This window comes from Ruegeria sp. AP11 (assembly GCF_056535865.1).
This window is the reverse complement of record NZ_JBQFJB010000001.1, coordinates 231,192-250,183: the sequence shown is the minus strand read 5'-3', so window position 1 is coordinate 250,183 and position 18,992 is coordinate 231,192. Positions and strand designations below refer to the sequence as shown.

General features: G+C 59.8%; 17 protein-coding genes, 2 tRNA genes and 1 riboswitch. Of the genes, 7 read left to right on the top strand and 12 right to left on the bottom strand.

Going from position 1 to position 18,992, the window contains the following annotated elements:
* Nucleotides 1-2: 2 nt before the first annotated feature.
* The 8 genes from cobW to ACR3E4_RS01305 all read right to left on the bottom strand — a co-directional run bounded on the left by cobW (nt 3) and on the right by ACR3E4_RS01305 (nt 6,753).
* Nucleotides 3-1,058 (bottom strand): cobalamin biosynthesis protein CobW, encoded by a 1,056-nt coding sequence (gene cobW / locus ACR3E4_RS01340; RefSeq protein ID WP_480531525.1) that lies wholly within the window; start codon nt 1,056-1,058, stop codon nt 3-5.
* Nucleotide 1,059: 1 nt separating this feature from the next.
* Nucleotides 1,060-1,434 carry a DUF1636 family protein gene (locus ACR3E4_RS01335; RefSeq protein WP_480531527.1) on the bottom strand — a complete coding sequence of 125 codons (375 nt, stop codon included), beginning with the start codon at nt 1,432-1,434 and terminating at the stop codon, nt 1,060-1,062.
* A gap of 84 nt (nt 1,435-1,518) precedes the next feature.
* Nucleotides 1,519-1,725: riboswitch (cobalamin riboswitch) on the bottom strand.
* A 229-nt stretch (nt 1,726-1,954) separates the two neighbouring features.
* A tRNA-Glu gene (locus ACR3E4_RS01330) sits at nt 1,955-2,029 on the bottom strand.
* 22 nt (nt 2,030-2,051) lie between these two features.
* Nucleotides 2,052-2,126 (bottom strand) — tRNA-Glu (locus ACR3E4_RS01325).
* A 98-nt stretch (nt 2,127-2,224) separates the two neighbouring features.
* A complete protein-coding gene (gene recJ, locus ACR3E4_RS01320) occupies nt 2,225-3,967 on the bottom strand; it encodes a single-stranded-DNA-specific exonuclease RecJ (protein WP_480531529.1) in 1,743 nt (580 codons plus the stop codon).
* Between the two features lie 91 nt (nt 3,968-4,058).
* Nucleotides 4,059-5,042: a class II fructose-bisphosphatase gene (gene glpX, locus ACR3E4_RS01315; protein ID WP_480531531.1), complete on the bottom strand. Its 984-nt coding sequence runs from the start codon at nt 5,040-5,042 to the stop codon at nt 4,059-4,061.
* 69 nt (nt 5,043-5,111) lie between these two features.
* On the bottom strand, nt 5,112-6,398 hold the full coding sequence (locus ACR3E4_RS01310) for a homoserine dehydrogenase (RefSeq protein ID WP_480531533.1): 1,287 nt from the start codon (nt 6,396-6,398) through the stop codon (nt 5,112-5,114).
* A 106-nt stretch (nt 6,399-6,504) separates the two neighbouring features.
* A complete protein-coding gene (locus tag ACR3E4_RS01305) occupies nt 6,505-6,753 on the bottom strand; it encodes a hypothetical protein (RefSeq protein WP_480531535.1) in 249 nt (82 codons plus the stop codon).
* A 100-nt stretch (nt 6,754-6,853) separates the two neighbouring features.
* Here ACR3E4_RS01305 and ACR3E4_RS01300 point away from each other — a divergent pair, with 100 nt between their 5' ends.
* Entirely contained in the window at nt 6,854-7,441 is a 588-nt protein-coding gene (locus ACR3E4_RS01300; protein ID WP_480531537.1) for a TetR/AcrR family transcriptional regulator, read from the top strand.
* A gap of 1 nt (nt 7,442) precedes the next feature.
* On the opposite strand, the gene ACR3E4_RS01295 is transcribed toward ACR3E4_RS01300, so the two are convergent.
* Nucleotides 7,443-8,354, bottom strand: coding sequence for a pirin family protein (locus ACR3E4_RS01295; RefSeq protein ID WP_480531539.1), 912 nt, complete (start codon nt 8,352-8,354; stop codon nt 7,443-7,445).
* Nucleotides 8,355-8,512: 158 nt separating this feature from the next.
* On the opposite strand from ACR3E4_RS01295, the gene ACR3E4_RS01290 reads away from it, so the two are divergent.
* A complete protein-coding gene (locus tag ACR3E4_RS01290) occupies nt 8,513-8,983 on the top strand; it encodes a hypothetical protein (protein WP_480531541.1) in 471 nt (156 codons plus the stop codon).
* 10 nt (nt 8,984-8,993) lie between these two features.
* On the opposite strand, the gene ACR3E4_RS01285 is transcribed toward ACR3E4_RS01290, so the two are convergent.
* From ACR3E4_RS01285 to ACR3E4_RS01275, 3 genes are read right to left on the bottom strand one after another with little or no spacing between them, the layout of a single operon-like run.
* Nucleotides 8,994-9,620, bottom strand: coding sequence for a TadE/TadG family type IV pilus assembly protein (locus tag ACR3E4_RS01285; RefSeq protein ID WP_480531543.1), 627 nt, complete (start codon nt 9,618-9,620; stop codon nt 8,994-8,996).
* 3 nt (nt 9,621-9,623) lie between these two features.
* Nucleotides 9,624-10,157: a TadE/TadG family type IV pilus assembly protein gene (locus tag ACR3E4_RS01280; protein WP_480531545.1), complete on the bottom strand. Its 534-nt coding sequence runs from the start codon at nt 10,155-10,157 to the stop codon at nt 9,624-9,626.
* Nucleotides 10,154-11,857, bottom strand: a complete 1,704-nt coding sequence (locus ACR3E4_RS01275) for a Tad domain-containing protein (RefSeq protein ID WP_480531547.1) — start codon at nt 11,855-11,857, stop codon at nt 10,154-10,156. The genes ACR3E4_RS01280 and ACR3E4_RS01275 overlap by 4 nt, the downstream gene beginning before the upstream one ends.
* 329 nt (nt 11,858-12,186) lie before the next feature.
* Between ACR3E4_RS01275 and ACR3E4_RS01270 the strand changes: the two genes are divergently transcribed.
* From ACR3E4_RS01270 to ACR3E4_RS01250, 5 genes are all read left to right on the top strand, one after another.
* Nucleotides 12,187-13,617 carry a Glu/Leu/Phe/Val family dehydrogenase gene (locus ACR3E4_RS01270; RefSeq protein WP_480531549.1) on the top strand — a complete coding sequence of 477 codons (1,431 nt, stop codon included), beginning with the start codon at nt 12,187-12,189 and terminating at the stop codon, nt 13,615-13,617.
* 325 nt (nt 13,618-13,942) lie between these two features.
* Nucleotides 13,943-15,196 (top strand): sarcosine oxidase subunit beta family protein, encoded by a 1,254-nt coding sequence (locus ACR3E4_RS01265; RefSeq protein ID WP_480531551.1) that lies wholly within the window; start codon nt 13,943-13,945, stop codon nt 15,194-15,196.
* Nucleotides 15,197-15,251: 55 nt separating this feature from the next.
* Nucleotides 15,252-15,515: a sarcosine oxidase subunit delta gene (locus ACR3E4_RS01260; protein WP_480531553.1), complete on the top strand. Its 264-nt coding sequence runs from the start codon at nt 15,252-15,254 to the stop codon at nt 15,513-15,515.
* Nucleotides 15,512-18,445 carry a sarcosine oxidase subunit alpha family protein gene (locus ACR3E4_RS01255; RefSeq protein ID WP_480531555.1) on the top strand — a complete coding sequence of 978 codons (2,934 nt, stop codon included), beginning with the start codon at nt 15,512-15,514 and terminating at the stop codon, nt 18,443-18,445. Before ACR3E4_RS01260 ends, ACR3E4_RS01255 begins: the two co-directional genes overlap by 4 nt.
* The gene (locus ACR3E4_RS01250; protein ID WP_480531557.1) at nt 18,438-18,983 is read left to right on the top strand and encodes a sarcosine oxidase subunit gamma; all 546 of its coding nucleotides are present in this window, start codon (nt 18,438-18,440) and stop codon (nt 18,981-18,983) included. Before ACR3E4_RS01255 ends, ACR3E4_RS01250 begins: the two co-directional genes overlap by 8 nt.
* The last annotated feature ends 9 nt before the right edge of the window (nt 18,984-18,992 follow it).

The window sequence follows — 18,992 nt, the reverse complement described above, 5'->3', positions numbered from 1 at the left end:
ACTTACTCGGCGGCCTCGGTCACACCCACGAGGATATCGCGGATTGCGGCCTCGTTGATGTCATCATGCTCGGCGATCACCACAAGCCGCGAGCGGCGCTCTTCGCCGGGTTCCCACGGGCGGTCGTACTGATGACGCACACGGGCACCAACGGCCTGAACCAGCAGGCGCATGGGCTTGCCCTGAACAGCGGCATAGCCCTTGACGCGCAGGATGTTCAGCTCCTTGGCCAGACGTTCGATCCTGGCAACCAGTTCCAGCGGATCGCTCTGTTCCGGCAGCTCGACGATGATGCTTTCGAAATCGTCATGTTCATGGTCGTGATGGCCGTCATGATGCGACGGGCGGGCATCCATGTCATCCTCGGCGGCGGCCTCAAGGCCCAATACGACGCGCACATCCACGACACCCTCGGCAACCTCGACCACGGGCAGCGGGCGCGGGGCTTCGGCGGCGATGATCTCTTTGGCTTTGGCAACGCCTTCGGGACCGGCCAGATCGGGCTTGGTCAGCAGGATGATATCGGCGCAGGAGATCTGGTCCTCGAACACTTCGGACAGCGGCGTTTCGTGGTCGATGGAGTCGTCAGCCATGCGCTGGGCATCGACTGCCTCGACATTCGGGGCGAAACGACCGGCGGCGACGGCCTCGGCATCGGCCAGCGCGATCACGCCGTCCACGGTGATTTTCGAGCGGATATCCGGCCAGTCAAACGCTTTCAGCAGCGGCTTGGGTAGCGCAAGGCCGGAGGTCTCGATCAGGATGTGATCGGGGCGCGGTTCCAGCGCCATCAGCGCCTCGATGGTAGGGATGAAATCATCGGCCACGGTGCAGCAGATGCAACCATTGGCCAGCTCCATGATGTTCTCGGCCGGGCAATCCGGGATGGCGCAGGATTTCAGGATATCGCCATCGACACCGACATCGCCGAATTCGTTGACCACAACGGCCAGACGCTTGCCCTGCGGGTTTTGCATCAGGTGGCGCACCAGTGTGGTCTTACCCGAGCCCAGAAAACCTGTGATCACGGTGACGGGGAGTTTCTCAAGGTTGCTCATCTCAGGCTCCAATCGGGGGAATGCGCGAGGCGCAGTTTTTGCGGAAATGTTCGGGGCGCTCGCGCCATTTGACCAGACCGTCCTCGGTGGCCAGATATTTGGTTGCGCCGTCAACGATGACGTCGACATGATCGGTCTCGTTCAGGTTCTCGTAGACGAATGTCCAGCGATCCGGCCCGCCACGCAGCACGATGGAACAGCCCTGATCGCAGTTCGACAGGCATTCGACGGCTCTCAGGTTGACGCCATCGGGCAGGTCTGCCTGTTCCAGAGCCTGATGCAACAGGGTGCCCGGGCGCTGCGCGTCATCCTCGACGGGCAAGCCGCGACGGCAGGTGGTGCAGACCAGCAGCTCAACCGGTGCGGTCTCGGTCATGTCTCTCATCCCCCCAATCCTATACGTGGGGGACGGGGTCTCATGCGGGTCACATTTGACCCGACACCGGAACACCCCGTCCGGTTTCATCTTCGGGCGCTGGCAGGTCTCCCGGCTTGCGGATATCAGAGCGTCTGCCCTGTCGGATGTCCCGCCTTCCCGGCCTTGCGGCCAGTGGCATTGGGCACCCTCTCCGGTCACGGTCGCGGGGGCGGCTGCGTTTGGCGGATAACCCGTTGACGCATTCCCTTTTCATCTGCTGTTGCAGACACCAACGAAAGGCTCATGCGGCAGCGGCAGGCCGCTTGTCAAGCGAGTCGCGCCGATCTGTGATCAAGCGGATGAAAAAGCGACCTGTAGAGGTCGTTGGGCGGCATATTCTGTTCAGGCTGCGGCGTTGCCTCGTTGAACGGATCGGTCCGATCCAGTTAAACGCAATACTCGAACGATCGGGTCGGCGCCGCGCGATATAACATCTATGAGGCCTGATCGAAGGCTGAAGCGGAGAGGATTGGATAAATGGCAGCCCGTAGGGGAATCGAACCCCTCTTTCCAGGTTGAAAACCTGGCGTCCTAACCGATAGACGAACGGGCCACTTGGGTCCAGACAAGCAAAATGGCAGCCCGTAGGGGAATCGAACCCCTCTTTCCAGGTTGAAAACCTGGCGTCCTAACCGATAGACGAACGGGCCACGCTGGCTTGTGGAGGGCCTTTTACGGTTTCACCCCGACCCCCGCAAGCCGAAAAATGCAGGGATGTGAAAGTTTTTTGGTGGGCTTCAGATAGGCTTTATCCAGCTTCTGCCGCGTCCTCCAACCTCAGTTGTACAGATTGGCGCCCACCCCATGTGTTAACCTCAAGCCGGCCCGCAAAATGGAACCGCGCGCCGCCGTGATTTGACAGCTTGTCACCCAGCGGACCATCAAACGCACCGAAGGCGATGGCGTCCAGCCCGCCGGACATTCCGTCGGACAAAGACAGCTTCAGATGCGTCTCGCCCACGCGTTTGGCAAAGCGCACCTGCAGGTCGGGCAGTGCATAGCGTGGGGCAGGGGCCGCGGCCCCGAATGGTCCTGCCTTTTCGATCTGTTCGATCAGATCGACCGTCGCGGCCCCCGGCATCAGCGCCCCGTCCAGTTTCAGATCGGCTGGGCCGCCTTGCCCTGCGCCCTGTTTCGCCAGCAACTCGGACAGCCGCGCCATCGCAGGCTCCAACTGGTCGCGCATCACCGTCAGGCCGGCCGCCATCTTGTGACCACCGCCCTTGACCAGCAGCCCCTCGGTCGCCAGTCGCTGGATCGACGCGCCCAGATCCACACCCGAGACCGAACGGCCCGAGCCCTTGCCCTCGTCACCGTCAAAGCCGATCACGATGGCAGGGCGGTTCGCGGTTTCTTTCAGGCGCGAGGCGACAATGCCCACCACGCCGGGATGCCAGCCCTCGCCTGCGGCCCAGACCAGTGGCGTGTCCAGCCCGCGTTCCTCGGCCTGTGCCATGGCTGCCGCGCGCACCGCGTTCTCGATGTCGCGCCGTTCCGCGTTCAGAGCATCCAACCGTTCGGACAGGGCTTCGGCTTCGGTGACCGAGTCGGTACTCAGCAACCGTGCGCCCAGATCGGCCTGCCCTATCCGCCCACCCGCATTCACACGTGGACCTAGCAGAAACCCCAGATGATAGCTGTTGGGGGCAGTGTCCATGCGCGCCACATCCGACAGTGCCACCAGCCCCGGCCTCTGCCTTTGGGCCATGACTTTCAGCCCCTGCCGCACCAACGCCCGGTTGGCCCCGATCAACGGCGCGACATCCGCCACCGTCGCCAGCGCCACCAGATCCAGCATCGACATCAGATCCGGCCCTTTGGCACCGGCGGCCCGCAATTGGCGACCCGCCTCGACCAGCATCAGGAACACCACGGCAGCAGCGCAGAAATAGCCCAGATCGCCGCTTTCGTCCTGCCGGTTCGGATTCACCACTGCGACGCAGTCCGGCAGGGTTTCCCCGCCCAAATGGTGGTCCAGAACGATCACATCTGCACCCGTCGCCGCCGCAATCGGTTCGTGGCTGAGCGTTCCGCAATCCACGCAGATGATCAGATCATGGCTGGCTGCCAACTCCCGCATGGCAGGCACGTTCGGCCCATAGCCTTCGTCGATCCTGTCAGGCACATAGAGCGTCGCGATTAGCCCCATCTGACGCAGCCACACCAGCAACAACGCCGCCGAACTGCCCCCATCCACATCGTAATCGGCGAACACCGCGATCTTCTGGCGCTTGCTTACCGCCTCCAGAAACCGGGTGGCCGCAACTTCCATGTCTTTCATCGAACGCGGATCGGGCAACAGCTCCTTCAGCTTTGGCTCCAGAAACCCGGTGGCCTCCATCACCGGCACGCCGCGCCGTGCCAGCACCTGACACAGGGCGCGCGGCAGATCGGTTTGCTGCGCCATCATCTCAGCCGACCGCTCGACCTCGACCCCCGGTCCAACCCAGCGCCGCCCCGTCAACGATTGCTCAACACCCAGAAACGCCACATCTCACCTCATGCACCAAGGCCGGACCCCTGCGGACCCGGCCTCTTCATCTTTTCACAAATACTCTCGCCGAAGGCAGCGGCGCAAGCCGCTATGCGTCGGTATGCGACCACATGGGCGTGCGGTAAGACATACGCCGGACCGAGCCCGTCTTGGACCGCATCAGCAGCGTCGTTGTCTCGACCCAGCCCGGCTCGCGCTTGATGCGCGGCAGCAGCGACCCTCCGGTCACGCCGGTGGCGGCAAAGATCACATCTGCGGTCACCATTTCATCGCGCGCATAAACACGATCCAGATCGGTGATGCCCGCCTTGGCGGCGCGGCCGCGTTCGTCATCGTTGCGGAACAGCAGGCGGCCAAAGATCTGACCACCCATGCATTTCAGAGCGGCAGCGGCCAGTACGCCCTCGGGCGCGCCGCCTTGACCCATGTACATGTCGATACCGGTCACTTCGCTTTCGGCGCAATGCATGACACCGGCCACGTCGCCATCGGTGATCAGGCGGATCGAGGCACCGGTCTCGCGCACTTCGGCGATCATCGCCTCATGGCGGGGGCGTTCAAGGATGCAAACGGTGATATCGGCAGGCTCACAGCCTTTGGCCTTGGCAAGCGCTTCGACCCGTTCGCGCGGGGTCATGTCCAGATTGACAACATTCTCAGGATAGCCGGGGCCAACCGCCAGCTTGTCCATGTACACATCCGGCGCATGCAGCATCGAACCGCGCGGGCCCATGGCGATCACGGTCAGGGCGTTGGGCATGTCCTTGGCGGTCAGGGTGGTGCCTTCCAGCGGATCCAGAGCGATGTCCACGCCCGGGCCGCTGCCGGTGCCGACCTCTTCACCGATATACAGCATCGGCGCTTCGTCGCGTTCACCTTCGCCGATCACAACCACGCCCGCGATATCCAGCAGGTTCAGCTGCTCGCGCATGGCGTTAACGGCGGCCTGATCGGCTGCCTTTTCGTCGCCCCGCCCAACCAGCGAGGCCGAGGCCAGTGCGGCCTGTTCCGCAACCCTTGCCAGTCCCAAAGATAGGAGGCGGTCGTTAAAATCGATCTTGGCAGCACTCATGTGTTCGTATCCTCAGGTCAATCAAGCCGTTATACCCGGCATAGCTTGCGTTTCATGCAGGCCGCAAGCTCAAACCTCTTCAATCCGCAGGGCAACGGGCTCGCCCGCGATGACATCCGTATCGCGCAAACCCTCAAGGGCGATGTCAAGTGTCGCGCGGGTGGTCTTGTGGGTGACGATCAGAACCGGAGCGGTGCTTTCGGCATGGCCATACTGGCGCATCCGGTCGATCGAGACGCCGGCATCCCCCAGGATGGCGGCCACTTTGGCCAGCGCGCCGGGTTTGTCCAGCAGGCCCAGCCGCAGATAATATGCTGCTGGCAGACCGGTTACGGCAGGTTTGGCATCCTGCAGCGACGCGGCAGGGCGTCCGAATGTCGGAATGTGCAGCCCACGGGCCAGATCGCAGACATCGCCCATCACGGCGCTGGCGGTCGGGCCTTCGCCCGCGCCGGGTCCGCGCAGAACGATCTGCTCGACCGAGTCGCCGTCCAGCACGACCATGTTGGTACCGCCTTCCAATTGACCCAGCGGTGAGTCACTGGGCACCAGACACGGCTGCATCCGCTGTTCCAGACCGCGCGCCGTGCGTTGTGCCACGCCCAGCAGCTTGATCCGATAGCCCATGTCGTCAGCCTGATCGATATCGTCCAGACTGATCTGCTGAATGCCTTCGATCTCGATCCCGTCGAAGTTCGGCTTGGTGCCGAAAGCGATCGACGACAGCAGCGCCAGCTTATGCGCCGCATCGATGCCGCCCACATCCAGATTTGGATCCGCTTCCAGATAGCCCAGCTGCGCACATTCTTCGAACAGCGCGTTATAGCCCTGCTTCTGCGATTGCATCCGGGTCAGGATATAGTTGCAGGTGCCGTTCATCACACCCATGACACGGGTAATTTCGTTTCCGGCCAGCCCTTCGGTCAGTGATTTGATGACCGGAATGCCACCGGCAACAGCGGCCTCGAACCGGATCACGCGACCGGCGGCTTCGGCCTTTTCGGCAAGCTCTTGCCCGTGGATCGCCAGCAGCGCCTTGTTGGCGGTGACGACGTCCTTACCACTGGCCAGCGCCGCCTCGACCGAGGCTTTGGCCGGGCCGTTTTCGCCACCCATCAGTTCGACAAACACATCGATGTCGTCGCGTTTGGCCAGAGCAACCGGATCGGTTTCCCAAGCGTAATCCGACAGGTTCACGCCACGATCCTTACTGGCGTCGCGGGCCGACACAGCGGTGATTTCAATCGGACGCCCGGTGCGCGCCTGCAGCAGGTCCGCATGGCGGCGCACGATCTTGACCACGCCCACACCGACTGTTCCCAAACCCGCAATTCCAAGCCGCAGCGCCTGTGTCATTCCCATGGGTCCTTTCGCTCGAAATTCCGCCATTGGCGGGCCATCCTTTGCGCGCTGCCTTATCGGGTTCAGGGCAGGGGTGCAATCCGTCAGCGCACCCGGCGGGCTAGTTTATCTCGGCGTTCTGAAGGGCCTCGGCGCGTTTCGCCAGTGCTTCGCCGCGGTATGTCAGCTCTTCTTCGACCTCGGCTGCCTCACTGACCGGATCGACGGGCGCGCCCAGCGCGGTATCCAGCGGAATCAGCTTGGGATAGCGCGCCTTGAGCAACGCGTCTGTTTCGCTGCCCTCCAACTCGGGGATATCGACACAGGCGGCGGCGGTCAGCAGCAGGAATATCAGCGGCAGAGGCTTCATTGCGATCCCATCGGTTGCAGCATGAGCCCTGTGATGCACCTTTTGCCGGACCGGTTCAAGCGGGCTTCTATCTGAACGAATGTTCAGATACTGTCGGGTCATGGCGCGTACACAAGGTTCTCATTCCGATATCACCGGCCCCCGCATCCGCAAGGCGGCGTTGGGGCTGTTTGCCCGTCATGGCTATGCCGCCGTCTCCATGCGGCAGATCGCGGGCGAAGTCGGGGTGCAGGCCGGTGCGCTGTACAACTACACGCCTGACAAGCAAAGCCTGCTTTATCGCCTGATGCGCGAGCATATGCAGGACCTTCTGGCCGCCTATGACGATCTTACCCGGTTTGGCGATCCGCAGGACGCCCTGCGCCAGTTCGTCGGCTTTCACATCCGTTTTCATCTGGAGCGGCCGGACGAGGTGTTCATCGCCTATATGGAACTGCGCAATCTGACGCCCGAGAACTTTGCCGAGATCGAGGCCCTGCGCCGGCAGTACGAGGATTCGCTGGAGAGCATCCTGCAGCGTGGCCACGCGACCGGGCAGTTTGCGGTGTCGGACACGAAGATCGCCACGCTGGCGGTGATCGCGATGCTGAACGGTGTTATCACCTGGTATCGCAGCGGCGGGCGGCTGTCGCTGGACGAGGTCGAGCAGGTCTATTGGGACATGGTGCGCAAGGCGGTGTCGGCCTGACCTAGTGCGCCGGGCGAATAAACGTGCCGTTGCGCAATTCCCGGAACGCCTGTTGCAGCTCGGCCTGGGTATTCATGACAATCGGGCCGTGCCAGGCGACGGGTTCATTGATCGGAGCGCCCGAAATCAGCAGGAACCGCACGCCGCTGGGTCCGGCCTGAACCGTCACCTCGTCGCCCGTGCCAAAGCGGATCAGGGTCCTGTCCCCGGACATATCGCGGATATTGACCTCTTGCCCCGCGACCTCTTTTTCCAGCAGAACGCCAGCGGGTTGCGAGGCATCGGCAAAGGCGGCTTCCCCTTCAAACACATAGGCGAATGCACGGCGATAGGTGTCGATGCGAAAGGTCTTTTTCACACCCGCCGGAACGCTGATGTCCAGATATTGCGGATCAGCCGCGATGCCATCGACCGGACCGGTGCGCCCCCAGAATTCGCCCACGATCACGCGCACGATGGTGCCGTCATCATCGGTGATTTCGGGAATGTCGCCACTTTGCACGTCCTGATAGCGCGGAGCGGTCATCTTTTGATCTGACGGCAGATTACCCCACAATTGGAACCCGTGCATCTGACCGCTGGCGGCGCCTTTCGGCATCTCCTGATGCAGAATACCCGAACCGGCGGTCATCCATTGCACGTCGCCAGCCCCCAGCGTTCCGCTGTTGCCCAACGAGTCGCTGTGTTCGACAGTACCCGACAGCACATAAGTGATCGTCTCGATCCCGCGATGCGGGTGCCACGGGAAACCGGCCATGTAATCTTGCGGATGTTCGTTCCGAAAGTCGTCGAACAGCAGGAACGGGTCCAGTTCCGACGGGTCCTGAAAGCCAAAGGCCCGATGAAGTTTGACGCCCGCACCTTCCATCGTCGGCACGGCCTTGCGGGTTTCCAAAGTGGGTCTGAGCGACATCGGAGCCTCCATCATAGCTGGCCGAAATTTAAGCTGGGCGCGCGATCATTCAATTCGCGCAGAAACACGTTGCCTGTGCAGGGGTGCTCAGACCTGTGCAGGGCTCTGTCCTTTGTGGATCAAAGCCGCTAAAGCAGACGGGAAAGCAGGAGAGATACATGCAAGAAGACGTGTTGGCCACAATCGCGGCCTCGGCCCCGCGCCGCTGGATGGGGGTAGGGATGCTGATCACGATCGGAGGGTTGGTGATCTATGTCGCATTGGCCACCCCGCCTCAGTTGAGCTGGCAGGTGTTCCTGTTGGCGACCGGAGCAGCCTCTTTCTGGCTGTCTCATCACATGTGGACCGCGACCGCAGACAGAATCGAACTGACCCGATCCACCCTGCGCACCGGATCCGGGCAGGTGATATGCAGCGTGGACGAAATCGAAACGGTTGACCGGGGCATGTTTGCCTTCAAGCCGTCAAACGGCTTTCTGATCAAAACCCGCAGCGCTGGCACATTTGCATGGGCCCCTGGTCTGTGGTGGCGTCTGGGGCGCCGCATAGGAATCGGCGGCATGACAGCTGCCGCCGAAACCAAATTCATGTCAGAGATGCTGACGGGGATGCTTGCCGAGCGGGGTTAACCGGCTGCGTTCAGGCACCGCTTGACTCTTCAGCCTCGTCTTCATCATTGTCGACATCTTCAAGATCGATGATCAGTTCCTTGAAAACTGCCGCGATTTCATTTGTGAACCTCGGTCGGGTGAAGACAAAGTTGTCAAATGTTACATTTTTTACAAGGTCTTCGTTGAAGATCGGTGCATATTTGTTCGACGTCTCCACCAAAATCAAAGTGTCCTGATTAGGCATTGGCGGAAGTGAATCGCTGATTGTTTCGACATTGTCGTTAGTCCAGATCGACTGATATCCACGTGCAGTCGACCACTGAACAAAGTGGCGATCTTCATCCTCGTCAAATACCAGCAGTGACACGCGCATCGACATTGGAGATCCGTTATCAACCATCCGCACCATCAGCGTATGCAGCGAGGTAATATAGGTATCGTTGATTGTGCCTGTTTCACGCGAGATGAGATCACCAATTGTGTAGGCTGCCTTGAGGTTTGCAGCGCTTTGGCGATACCCATCAAACCACGTAAATGTTGCCGTGGCGGTAAACAGCAGCATCGGAAACATCAAGACGGCCTCAACCGACATAGATCCGGATTCGCGGCGTTTCAGGACATTCAGGCGTTTGAAGATTTTGGCTATATGTTTCATCGCTTAAATCGGCTCCTGAACAAACGCGGTAGTCGAGGTAAGAGAATACTGACCAGTTTGATCTGTTATCCCTTTTGCGAGCTTCGAAGTCGGAAAAATCGGATCAATCCTCGCGCAAGCGCGCAGTATCATCAGTTCGTTAGATTGGCCGTTGATGAACTTTCGAACAGGTTTCACTTCTTCAGAATTGTCGGTGCAATCTGGGTCTTCAGGCAGAACGATACCGTCGAAGGCACTTTGCTGAATCATTTCGAGGCGCAGATTGTTCGAGCAGTTTTTGATGAACAGGGCGCGCTCGCAGATGGTGTCCTTGATGTCATCATGCTCGACGATTTGCCCTGTTCCAAGGCGAATATCGCGAACAGTCATGTCAACTGAGCGTTCCAGCATGGTTTGTTGCAAGGTAACCAGCGCCAGTTCGGCTGCGGATAGGCTAAAGAGCATGAATGCCGGGAAGAGCAATGCAAACTCAATGGTGACATTCCCGCTCTCTGATCGGCGAAACCGCCGAGTGAGTGAAGCAACCTTACCGATCATTGTGTCAGTCTCAGCTTGCGGATCGAGGACGCGATTGATGCAAATGCATCTTCCAGGTCCAACCCTTTTACATTGTAGACGTGGCTATCCGAACTCGCGCACTTCTGCAGCAGGCTATAGCCGCTGCGCGGGGCTTCGAATGCGATACCATAGACAACGATGCCCTGATCTTTGGCCGAGTTGCAGATATGCTTCGTGTGCTGGTTCTTTGCAGAGGTCTCCACCTTCGAGAATGCGCTGCTATACCATTCGGCCCATGCACTGGACTGCCAGTAATAGTTGTATTGTGCATTCCAGGCCAACGAAACGCGGTTGAAGAGTTCAGGATAGGTCAGGCGGACCGCCTCACCGGGCTCTTCATTCTGGGCAGTTTCCGGGGCAGGTGTACCATAGGGATGATCATTCCACTCATAGGGCTTGCTGCCGCGGATATTGCGCTGTGGCCAGAAGAAGTTAGGCTTCCCCTGAGAATGATAGATGGAATAGTCACCTTCGATTGTATTGTAGCTTCCCCAGTTGGTGATGTTACCGGAATCGGGGTTGTACCAGACATCCGAATAGCCTTCCCGCAGCGACGGGTTCAGCATGTACTGATCGGTGTTCTTACCATCGGTCATGACGATGGCGATTTTCAGAACGTCAGTGTTATAGTTCGTCGGACGCTGGCTGAAATTCGCTGGAACGATTTTTGCGGGTGCAAATTCGGGATCCGGATCGGTTTGCGCTGCCAACAGGCCGACGATATCGCGCATGCTGGGATCCAACAGGGCGACACCCCATTTCATGCCGACATCGATCGATGTGTTACCGTTCGGGGTCAACTGGCTGATATGTTTCAGCAATTTCGCCCGATTATTGGTTACAGGAGTGATTGCGCTGCCGGCGCGAACCGGACAAACCGGGATTCTGATGCCGTTTTCAGAATAGGTGAACGGATCAAAATGCGCGGTACGTTCAAGCGTATCGCCGCGGTGCAGGTCCGCATCGCTGTACTGTTCAGGGATGAAGTTCACGCAGTGCGAGTAATTGTGCTCGTTAGTGACGTTGGTGAACTTGTTCAGAAGTTCTTCGCCGGCGTTGACCTGAGTGGCGTATGGAACAATCGAAATCGAAATCTCGTTCTGCCCGGGTTTATCCAGCATCAAGTTTACAAACTGTGATGCGGCGTCTCTCAGAACAGTCATCTTGCTGTAGCGTGGATCGGCGGACGGTTCACTCATCGAGCCTGAAATGTCCAGAACCAGCGAAATTTCCACCGCGCCGATTGATTCCTCGGCGGTGCTGGCGGCAGGGGCGAGCAACTCCTTAACGCCGGAAAGACGCATGAAGTGCGTTTTGATGACTGTTTCTGCCGTAGCGGTCACTTTCCGCGAACCAAAGCCTTCTACGACCGTGACATCTTTCAGCTTCTCCCCAAGGCCTGCCTTGTCGAGATAGGCTTCGACGACAGTCTGCGGATCCGCAGTCTGGTCGAGATCCGCCGCGGCAAGTACAGCCCGGTCAAGCGTGGATTGCAGAGCAGCCCGGTCACGCTCGAACTTCATCATGTCCACGCCGATACCTGTGGCTGCAATTAGCGCAAGAAACAAGAATACGGTGAGTATCGTGAATGAGCCCTCCTCATTTTTGGCGAATTGCCGGAAGGCATTAAATTTGTTCACTGGCTTGGCAGAGCCATTATTTGCTAGATTTTTCTTCATATTTGGTGACTCCGCTGAGCAGGCCGAATAAGCCCCCAAGGAAAAAATTACTGTATTACGTTAAATTTCAAACGTGGCGGGAATTGGGCGAAAATGGCTTAGTTTTGGCTGGTTAGCAGAAATTGCGAAGATAATCCGTTAGGTTATGGCGGCTCTGTTGTCAGCTTGTGGACAATTTCAGCAGAACGCAGGTTATGGGCGACTCAGTTCATTCTGATTTGAGCAGACATATGGATTGATCAAAAAATATGCAGATGGTGATTGCAGCGCCGCGCCAGTGGTGCGACAAAACGTCATGACGTTTGTCTGTTACGGGTACGGAGGATTGTATGACCGGAATCAAAGAACCCAGCTTTCGTGAGAGTGTTGACCTGATGTTCAACAGGGCCGCGTCCCTGATGGATCTGCCGCCGGGGCTGGAAGAAAAGATACGGGTCTGCAACGCCACCTATACCGTGCGGTTCGGCGTTCGCCTTCGTGGAAAGATCCAGACATTCACCGGATATCGCTCGGTCCATTCTGAGCATATGGAGCCGGTAAAGGGCGGTATCCGCTATGCGCTGGCGGTGAACCAGGATGAGGTTGAGGCGCTTGCGGCACTGATGACCTATAAATGCGCTCTGGTCGAAACCCCGTTTGGCGGCTCAAAAGGCGGGCTGTGCATCGACCCGCGCCAATATGAAGAACATGAACTTGAGCAGATCACGCGCCGTTTTGCTTATGAGCTGGCCAAGCGTGATCTGATCAACCCGTCCCAGAACGTACCGGCCCCGGATATGGGGACAGGCGAGCGTGAGATGGCCTGGATGGCTGACCAATACGCGCGGATGAACACGACGGATATCAACGCGCGGGCCTGTGTGACGGGCAAGCCGCTGAATGCGGGCGGCATTCAGGGCCGGGTCGAAGCGACCGGGCGCGGTGTGCAATATGCGTTGCGCGAATTCTTCCGGCATCCTGAGGATATCAAAAAGGCCGGTCTGAGCGGCAAGCTGGACGGCAAACGGGTGATCGTGCAGGGGTTGGGGAATGTGGGCTATCACGCTGCCAAGTTCCTGAGCGAAGATGACGGCGCACGCGTTGTCGGCATTATCGAATGGGACGGCGCGCTCTATAATCCCGACGGCATTGATGTGGAAGCAGTCCGCCAGTGGATCGTCAAGCATGGCGGCGTCAAGGATTATCCGGATGCGACGCACACCGCCGAAGGGGCGGCTGTTCTGGAAGAGGAATGCGACATCCTGATCCCCGCGGCGCTGGAAGGTGTAATCAACCTTTCGAATGCCGAGCGTATCAAGGCTCCGCTTATCATCGAGGCCGCGAACGGTCCGGTCACGGCGGGTGCTGACGAAATCCTGCGCCAGAAGGGCACCGTGATTATCCCTGACATGTACGCCAACGCGGGCGGTGTGACGGTGTCTTACTTCGAATGGGTCAAGAACCTCAGCCATATCCGCTTTGGCCGGATGCAGCGCCGTCAGGAAGAGGCGCGGCACGAACTGATCGTCAGCGAACTGGAGCGGCTCGATCGCTATCTGGGTGATGCCTGGTCGATGTCTCCGGACTTCAAGGCCAAGTATCTGAAGGGTGCTGGAGAGCTGGAGTTGGTGCGCTCGGGTCTCGATGACACGATGCGGATTGCCTATCAGGCGATGCGTGAGGTCTGGCATAGCCGGTCCGATGTGGATGACCTGCGGACCGCTGCCTATATCGTTGCCATCGACCGCGTCTCGAAGAGTTACCGCGCCAAAGGGCTCTGAGGGTCGAGACAAAAAGACGAACCGGACCAGTTTCATTGGTCCGGTTCCCGCCGGTTCCTGCGGGCCCCGGGGCCGCATGGGGGACTGGCATATGAAGTCCTTCATTTGATTGTATTTGCATCGCTGCGCCGGATTCGTTGTGGTGCAGGCCGCTAGACACGAAAGTGCGGGCGCCGGTCCCGGGTAGCCAAGAAATTTGCGTTCTACCGACGTTTCGTCGCCCAGAGGCAAGTCCATGTCGAAATCAGAGGTGGCGTTTTTCGGTGGCATTGTTACTGCTGACCGCAGTTGATTTGATGTCGACCAGAACTGCACGGAGGTCTGAATGCGTTTTTCCGGCTTGAGAGTTCTCAAGGAAGGGCTGACTGGCAACAAGGGTTGGACGCCGCATTGGCGCGACCCCGAGCCGAAGGCCGAGTATGACATCATCATTATCGGCGGTGGTGGCCATGGGCTGAGCACAGCGTATTACCTTGCCAAGGAACACGGTCTGACCAACGTGGCCGTGTTGGAAAAAGGCTATATCGGCGGCGGCAATATCGGGCGCAATACGACGATTGTGCGCGCGAACTACTTCCTGCAGGGCAATTCCGAGTTCTATTCGCATTCGCTGAAACTATGGGAAGGTCTGGAAGAGGACCTGAACTATAACGTCATGCATTCGCAACGCGGGATCATCAACCTGTTCCACTCGGACGGGCAGCGTGATGCGGCGGCGCGGCGGGGCAACATGATGATCAGTCAGGGGGATGACGCGATCCTGCTGAACCGGGATCAACTGCGCGAGATGCTGCCTTATCTGAATTACGACGACCTGCGGTTTCCGCTCTATGGCGGGCTTTATCACCCGCGCGGCGGCACCGCGCGGCATGATGCGGTGGCGTGGGGCTATGCGCGTGGCGCCGATCAACGCGGTGTCGATCTGATCCAGAACTGCGAAGTGACCGGCATTGATATCGAAAACGGTGCGGTGCGCGGCGTACAGACCACGCGCGGTTCGATCCGGGCCAAGAAAGTGGCCGTGGTGGTTGCGGGCCGTTCGGGTCAGGTCGCGGCGATGGCCGGGATGCGCCTGCCGGTCGAAAGCCATGTCCTACAGGCCTTTGTGACCGAAGGGCTGAAGCCTTGTCTCGATCACGTCGTGACCTTTGGCATGGGTCATTTCTATATCAGCCAGTCCGACAAGGGCGGGCTTGTTTTTGGCGGAGACCTGGATTTCTACGCCTCCTACGCGGCGCGGGGGAACCTGCCGACCGTGGAAAGCGTGATGGAGGCCGGGATGGCCCTGATGCCGATGATCGGCAAGGCGCGGGTGCTGCGGTCATGGGGCGGGATCATGGATATGTCGCCTGATGGCTCTCCGATCATCGATCGGACGGATATCGGCGGGCTCTATCTGAATTGCGGCTGGAACTACGGCGGGTTCAAGGCAGTTCCGGGTTCGGGGAATGTGTTTGCCCATCTGATCGCGACGGATCGGTATCATGAGAATGCAACCCGGTTCCAGCTGGATCGATTCCGCACCGGGCGTGGAATTCTAGATGAAGAGGGCAAGGGCTCTCAACACAATCTGCATTGAGGATGGCGATGTCGGATTTGAGTATTTCTGAAAAGATGAAGCTGGGGGCACGGGTATGAGGATCACCTGTCCGCATTGCGGCGAGCGGGATCGCCGCGAGTTTTACTATCGTGGAGCAGCGGTCGATTTGGAGCGTCCTGCGCCGGATGCGGGCGAAGCTGCCTGGGATGACTTTGTTTATCTGCGCGACAACCCGGCCGGTGAGACCCGCGAGCTTTGGTATCACGAAGGCGGCTGCGGTGCCTGGGTCGTGGTGACGCGGGATACGGTCACGCATGAGATTTCGGGAACGCAATTGGCCTCAGAGGTGAACGCATGAGGATCGCGGGCAAAGGGCTGATTGATCGCGCACAGACGGTACCGTTTGTCTTTGATGGTGTCAGCTACGAAGGGTTTCAGGGCGATACTCTGGCTTCGGCCCTGCTGGCCAACGGCATTCGCCTCATGGGCCGGTCGTTCAAGTATCACCGCCCGCGCGGTGTTCTGACGGCAGGCAGTGAAGAGCCCAACGCATTGGTGACGGTCGGGCAGGGCGCCGCGCAAGAGCCCAATGTGCGGGCTACCATGCAGGAGATTTATCCGGGGCTTGAGGCGCGCAGTCAGAACCGCTGGCCCAGCCTTGGGTTCGATGTGATGGCGGTCAATGATCTGGCCGCGCCATTTCTGGGGGCGGGGTTCTATTACAAGACCTTCATGTGGCCGAAGAGCTTTTGGGAAAAACTCTATGAGCCGGTGATCCGCCGTGCGGCGGGGCTGGGCGCTTTGTCGGGCGAGGATAATGTCGACAAGTACGAAAGCGCCTTTGCCTTCTGTGATTTGCTGGTCATCGGCGCGGGGCCTGCCGGATTGATGGCCGCTTTGACCGCTGCGCGTGCCGGAGCGGATGTCATTCTGGCGGACGAGAACGCGCGGATGGGCGGGCGGCTGTTGGCCGAAACCTATGAGATTGATGGCAAGCCGGGCCACGTCTGGGCGGATGAGGTTCTGGCTGAGCTCGGCGGCATGGACAATGTGCGCCTGATGACCCGCACCACGGTTGCGGGCGCTTATGATCAGGGCACCTTTGCGGCGTTGGAGAAGGTGCTGCATCACACGGATCGCCGCCCGAACGGCGCTCCGCTGGAGACTTATTGGCGGATCGTGGCGAAACGTTCGGTTCTGGCGGCGGGTGCGTTGGAACGTCCGGTGGCGTTTCGCGACAATGACCGCCCGGGGATCATGACCGCCGGGGCGGTGCGGGCTTATCTGAACCGCTGGGGCGTCAGCCCGGGGCGGAACGTGACTGTCTTTGGCAATACGGACGACATTCACCGCACCGCGCGCGACCTGCTGGACGCCGGTGTCCACGTGGCCGCCGTGATCGACAGCCGCCACGATGCGCCGTTGTCGGATGACTATGAGGTGTTGCGCGGCGCGCAGGTCTGTGGCAGCGCAGGCCGCAAAGGGTTGGAGTCGATCACCATCCGCCGGGCCAGCGGCGAAGAGAGCATCCAAACCGACTGCCTTGCCATGACTGGCGGTTGGAACCCGTCGGTTCACCTGACCTGCCATATGAATGGCCGCCCGACCTGGAAGCGCGAGATAGAGGCTTTTGTGCCGACACCCGGGGCCGTGCCGGGCATGGTGACGGCAGGGGCGTGCAACGGGGCGTTCTCGACCGCAGCCTGTCTGCGCGAAGGGGTCGAAGCGGCAGAAACCGCGCTGGGCGAACTGGGACTGAAAGCTCCCAAATCCACCCTGCCACAGGCCGAGGATACGTCTTACGAGATAACCCCGCTCTGGGCTGTTCCGGGCAAAGGCCGTGCGTGGCTGGATTTCCAGAACGACGTTACGGTGAAAGACGTCAAGCAGGCCGCGACCGAGAACTTCCGGTCGGTCGAGCACATGAAGCGCTATACCACACAGGGCATGGCGACGGATCAGGGCAAGAACTCGAACGTGGCGGCGCTGGCCGTTCTGGCGGACGCAACCGGGCGCGGGATACCTGAAACGGGGACTACAACGTTCCGTCCGCCCTATTCCCCGATCGCGATCGCAGCGCTCGGTGCGGGGGGCGAAGGCGCCGGATTCAAGCCTCAACGCTTTACCACTTCGCACAAGGCAGCCGTGGCACGGAAGGCGCCGATGATCGAAGTGGGCCTGTGGTATCGCCCCAGCTATTTCCCGAAGGATGGAGAGACCACCTGGCGGCAATCCTGTGACCGAGAGGTCAATATGGTGCGTCAAGCAGTTGGCGTGTGCGATGTGTCAACCCTGGGCAAGATCGACATTCAGGGGCCGGATGCGGGTGCGTTTCTGGATTTCGTCTATTCCAACATGTTCTCGACCCTGAAGGTTGGTCGCGCGCGCTATGGTCTGATGCTGCGCGAGGATGGATTCGTCATGGACGACGGCACCACCGCGCGGCTGGGCGAGACGCATTTCGTCATGACCACAACCACCGCAGGTGCCGGCGACGTGATGAAGCATCTGGAATTCGTGCATCAGGGCTTGCGCCCGGATCTGGATGTTTCCTTCACCTCGGTCACTGAGCAATGGGCGCAATTCGCTGTTGCCGGGCCGAAATCGCGAGAGTTGCTGAACACTCTGCTGGACACACCTCTTGATGATGAAAGCTGGCCCTTCATGGCCTGCGGACCGGTATCGGTTCTGGGTGTTCCGGGGCGTCTGTTCCGGATTTCGTTCTCGGGTGAACATGCCTATGAAATCGCCGTGCCCGCGCGCTATGGCGCGAGCCTGTTCGACATGATGGCGGACCGGGCAGTGGCGCTGGGCGGCGGGCTTTACGGGATGGAGGCGATGAACGCCCTGAGGATCGAGAAGGGGTTCATTACCCATTCCGAAATCCATGGACGGACGACAGCCTATGACATTGGCATGGGCCGGATGGTTTCGCAGAAGAAGGATTGTATCGGCAAAACCATGTCGCAACGCCCGGGTCTGGAAGAGCCCGGGCGCGAGCGGCTGGTGGGGCTGAAACCGATTGGCGAAAGCAAGGAACTTCTGGCGGGTGCGCATCTTTACAAGGAAGAGGCTGATCCGGTGCGCGTGAATGACCAGGGCTATCTGACCTCGGTCTGTTATTCACCCACGCTGGAAACCATGCTGGGGCTGGGCTTTCTTGCCGACGGGCCGGACAGGTACGGAGAGGTGGTGAAAATGGTCGACCACCTGCGCGGTGTCACGACCCTGTGCGAAGTGGTGAACCCGGTCTTCTTTGACCCCGAGGGAGGGCGCGTCCGTGGATAAACTGATTGCAAAAACGCCCTGCGACGGGCTGCTGCCGCTGACCAACGGTGCTGTGACGCTTAGCGAAGAAGACGCGGGGGCGATCCACTCGATCTCTCCTTTCAAGGGGCACCAGAAGGCTGTTTCCGACGCGCTCAAGGCGGCTCATGGAATGACGTATCCATCAGCCAATCGCGCCACCGGCAAGGCAGGGGCGCGGGCGGTCTGGTTTGGGCCTGCGCATGCGATGTTGCTGGGGCCGGTGCCCGACAAAGCTTTGTCGGGGCTTGCTGCCATCGTGGATCAATCGGATGCGTGGACGGTTGTCCGACTGGAAGGCTCCGGGGTCGAGGATGTATTGGCGCGTGTGGTGCCGGTTGATCTGCGTGGTGCGCAGTTCAAGCGGGGCCATACAGCGCGGACTCTGCTGTTTCACATGACCGCTTCGATAACTCGTGTCGGTGAAAACGCATTTCAGATCATGGTCTTCCGGTCCATGGCCGGGTCGCTGGTTCACGATCTGAAAAGGGTGATGGAAGGCATCGCCGCGCGCGGCTAAGCTGCATTG

Coding starts and splice junctions, on each gene's coding strand:
- ACR3E4_RS01310 (WP_480531533.1), bottom strand. CDS start 6,398: ATGACACAGGCGCTGCGGCTTGGAATTGCGGGTTTGGGAACAGTCGGT.
- ACR3E4_RS01335 (WP_480531527.1), bottom strand. CDS start 1,434: ATGACCGAGACCGCACCGGTTGAGCTGCTGGTCTGCACCACCTGCCGT.
- ACR3E4_RS01275 (WP_480531547.1), bottom strand. CDS start 11,857: ATGAAGAAAAATCTAGCAAATAATGGCTCTGCCAAGCCAGTGAACAAA.
- ACR3E4_RS01280 (WP_480531545.1), bottom strand. CDS start 10,157: ATGATCGGTAAGGTTGCTTCACTCACTCGGCGGTTTCGCCGATCAGAG.
- ACR3E4_RS01255 (WP_480531555.1), top strand. CDS start 15,512: ATGAGGATCGCGGGCAAAGGGCTGATTGATCGCGCACAGACGGTACCG.
- ACR3E4_RS01285 (WP_480531543.1), bottom strand. CDS start 9,620: ATGAAACATATAGCCAAAATCTTCAAACGCCTGAATGTCCTGAAACGC.
- cobW (WP_480531525.1), bottom strand. CDS start 1,058: ATGAGCAACCTTGAGAAACTCCCCGTCACCGTGATCACAGGTTTTCTG.
- ACR3E4_RS01290 (WP_480531541.1), top strand. CDS start 8,513: ATGCAAGAAGACGTGTTGGCCACAATCGCGGCCTCGGCCCCGCGCCGC.
- ACR3E4_RS01265 (WP_480531551.1), top strand. CDS start 13,943: ATGCGTTTTTCCGGCTTGAGAGTTCTCAAGGAAGGGCTGACTGGCAAC.
- glpX (WP_480531531.1), bottom strand. CDS start 5,042: ATGAGTGCTGCCAAGATCGATTTTAACGACCGCCTCCTATCTTTGGGA.
- ACR3E4_RS01300 (WP_480531537.1), top strand. CDS start 6,854: ATGGCGCGTACACAAGGTTCTCATTCCGATATCACCGGCCCCCGCATC.
- ACR3E4_RS01305 (WP_480531535.1), bottom strand. CDS start 6,753: ATGAAGCCTCTGCCGCTGATATTCCTGCTGCTGACCGCCGCCGCCTGT.
- ACR3E4_RS01295 (WP_480531539.1), bottom strand. CDS start 8,354: ATGTCGCTCAGACCCACTTTGGAAACCCGCAAGGCCGTGCCGACGATG.
- ACR3E4_RS01260 (WP_480531553.1), top strand. CDS start 15,252: ATGAGGATCACCTGTCCGCATTGCGGCGAGCGGGATCGCCGCGAGTTT.
- ACR3E4_RS01270 (WP_480531549.1), top strand. CDS start 12,187: ATGACCGGAATCAAAGAACCCAGCTTTCGTGAGAGTGTTGACCTGATG.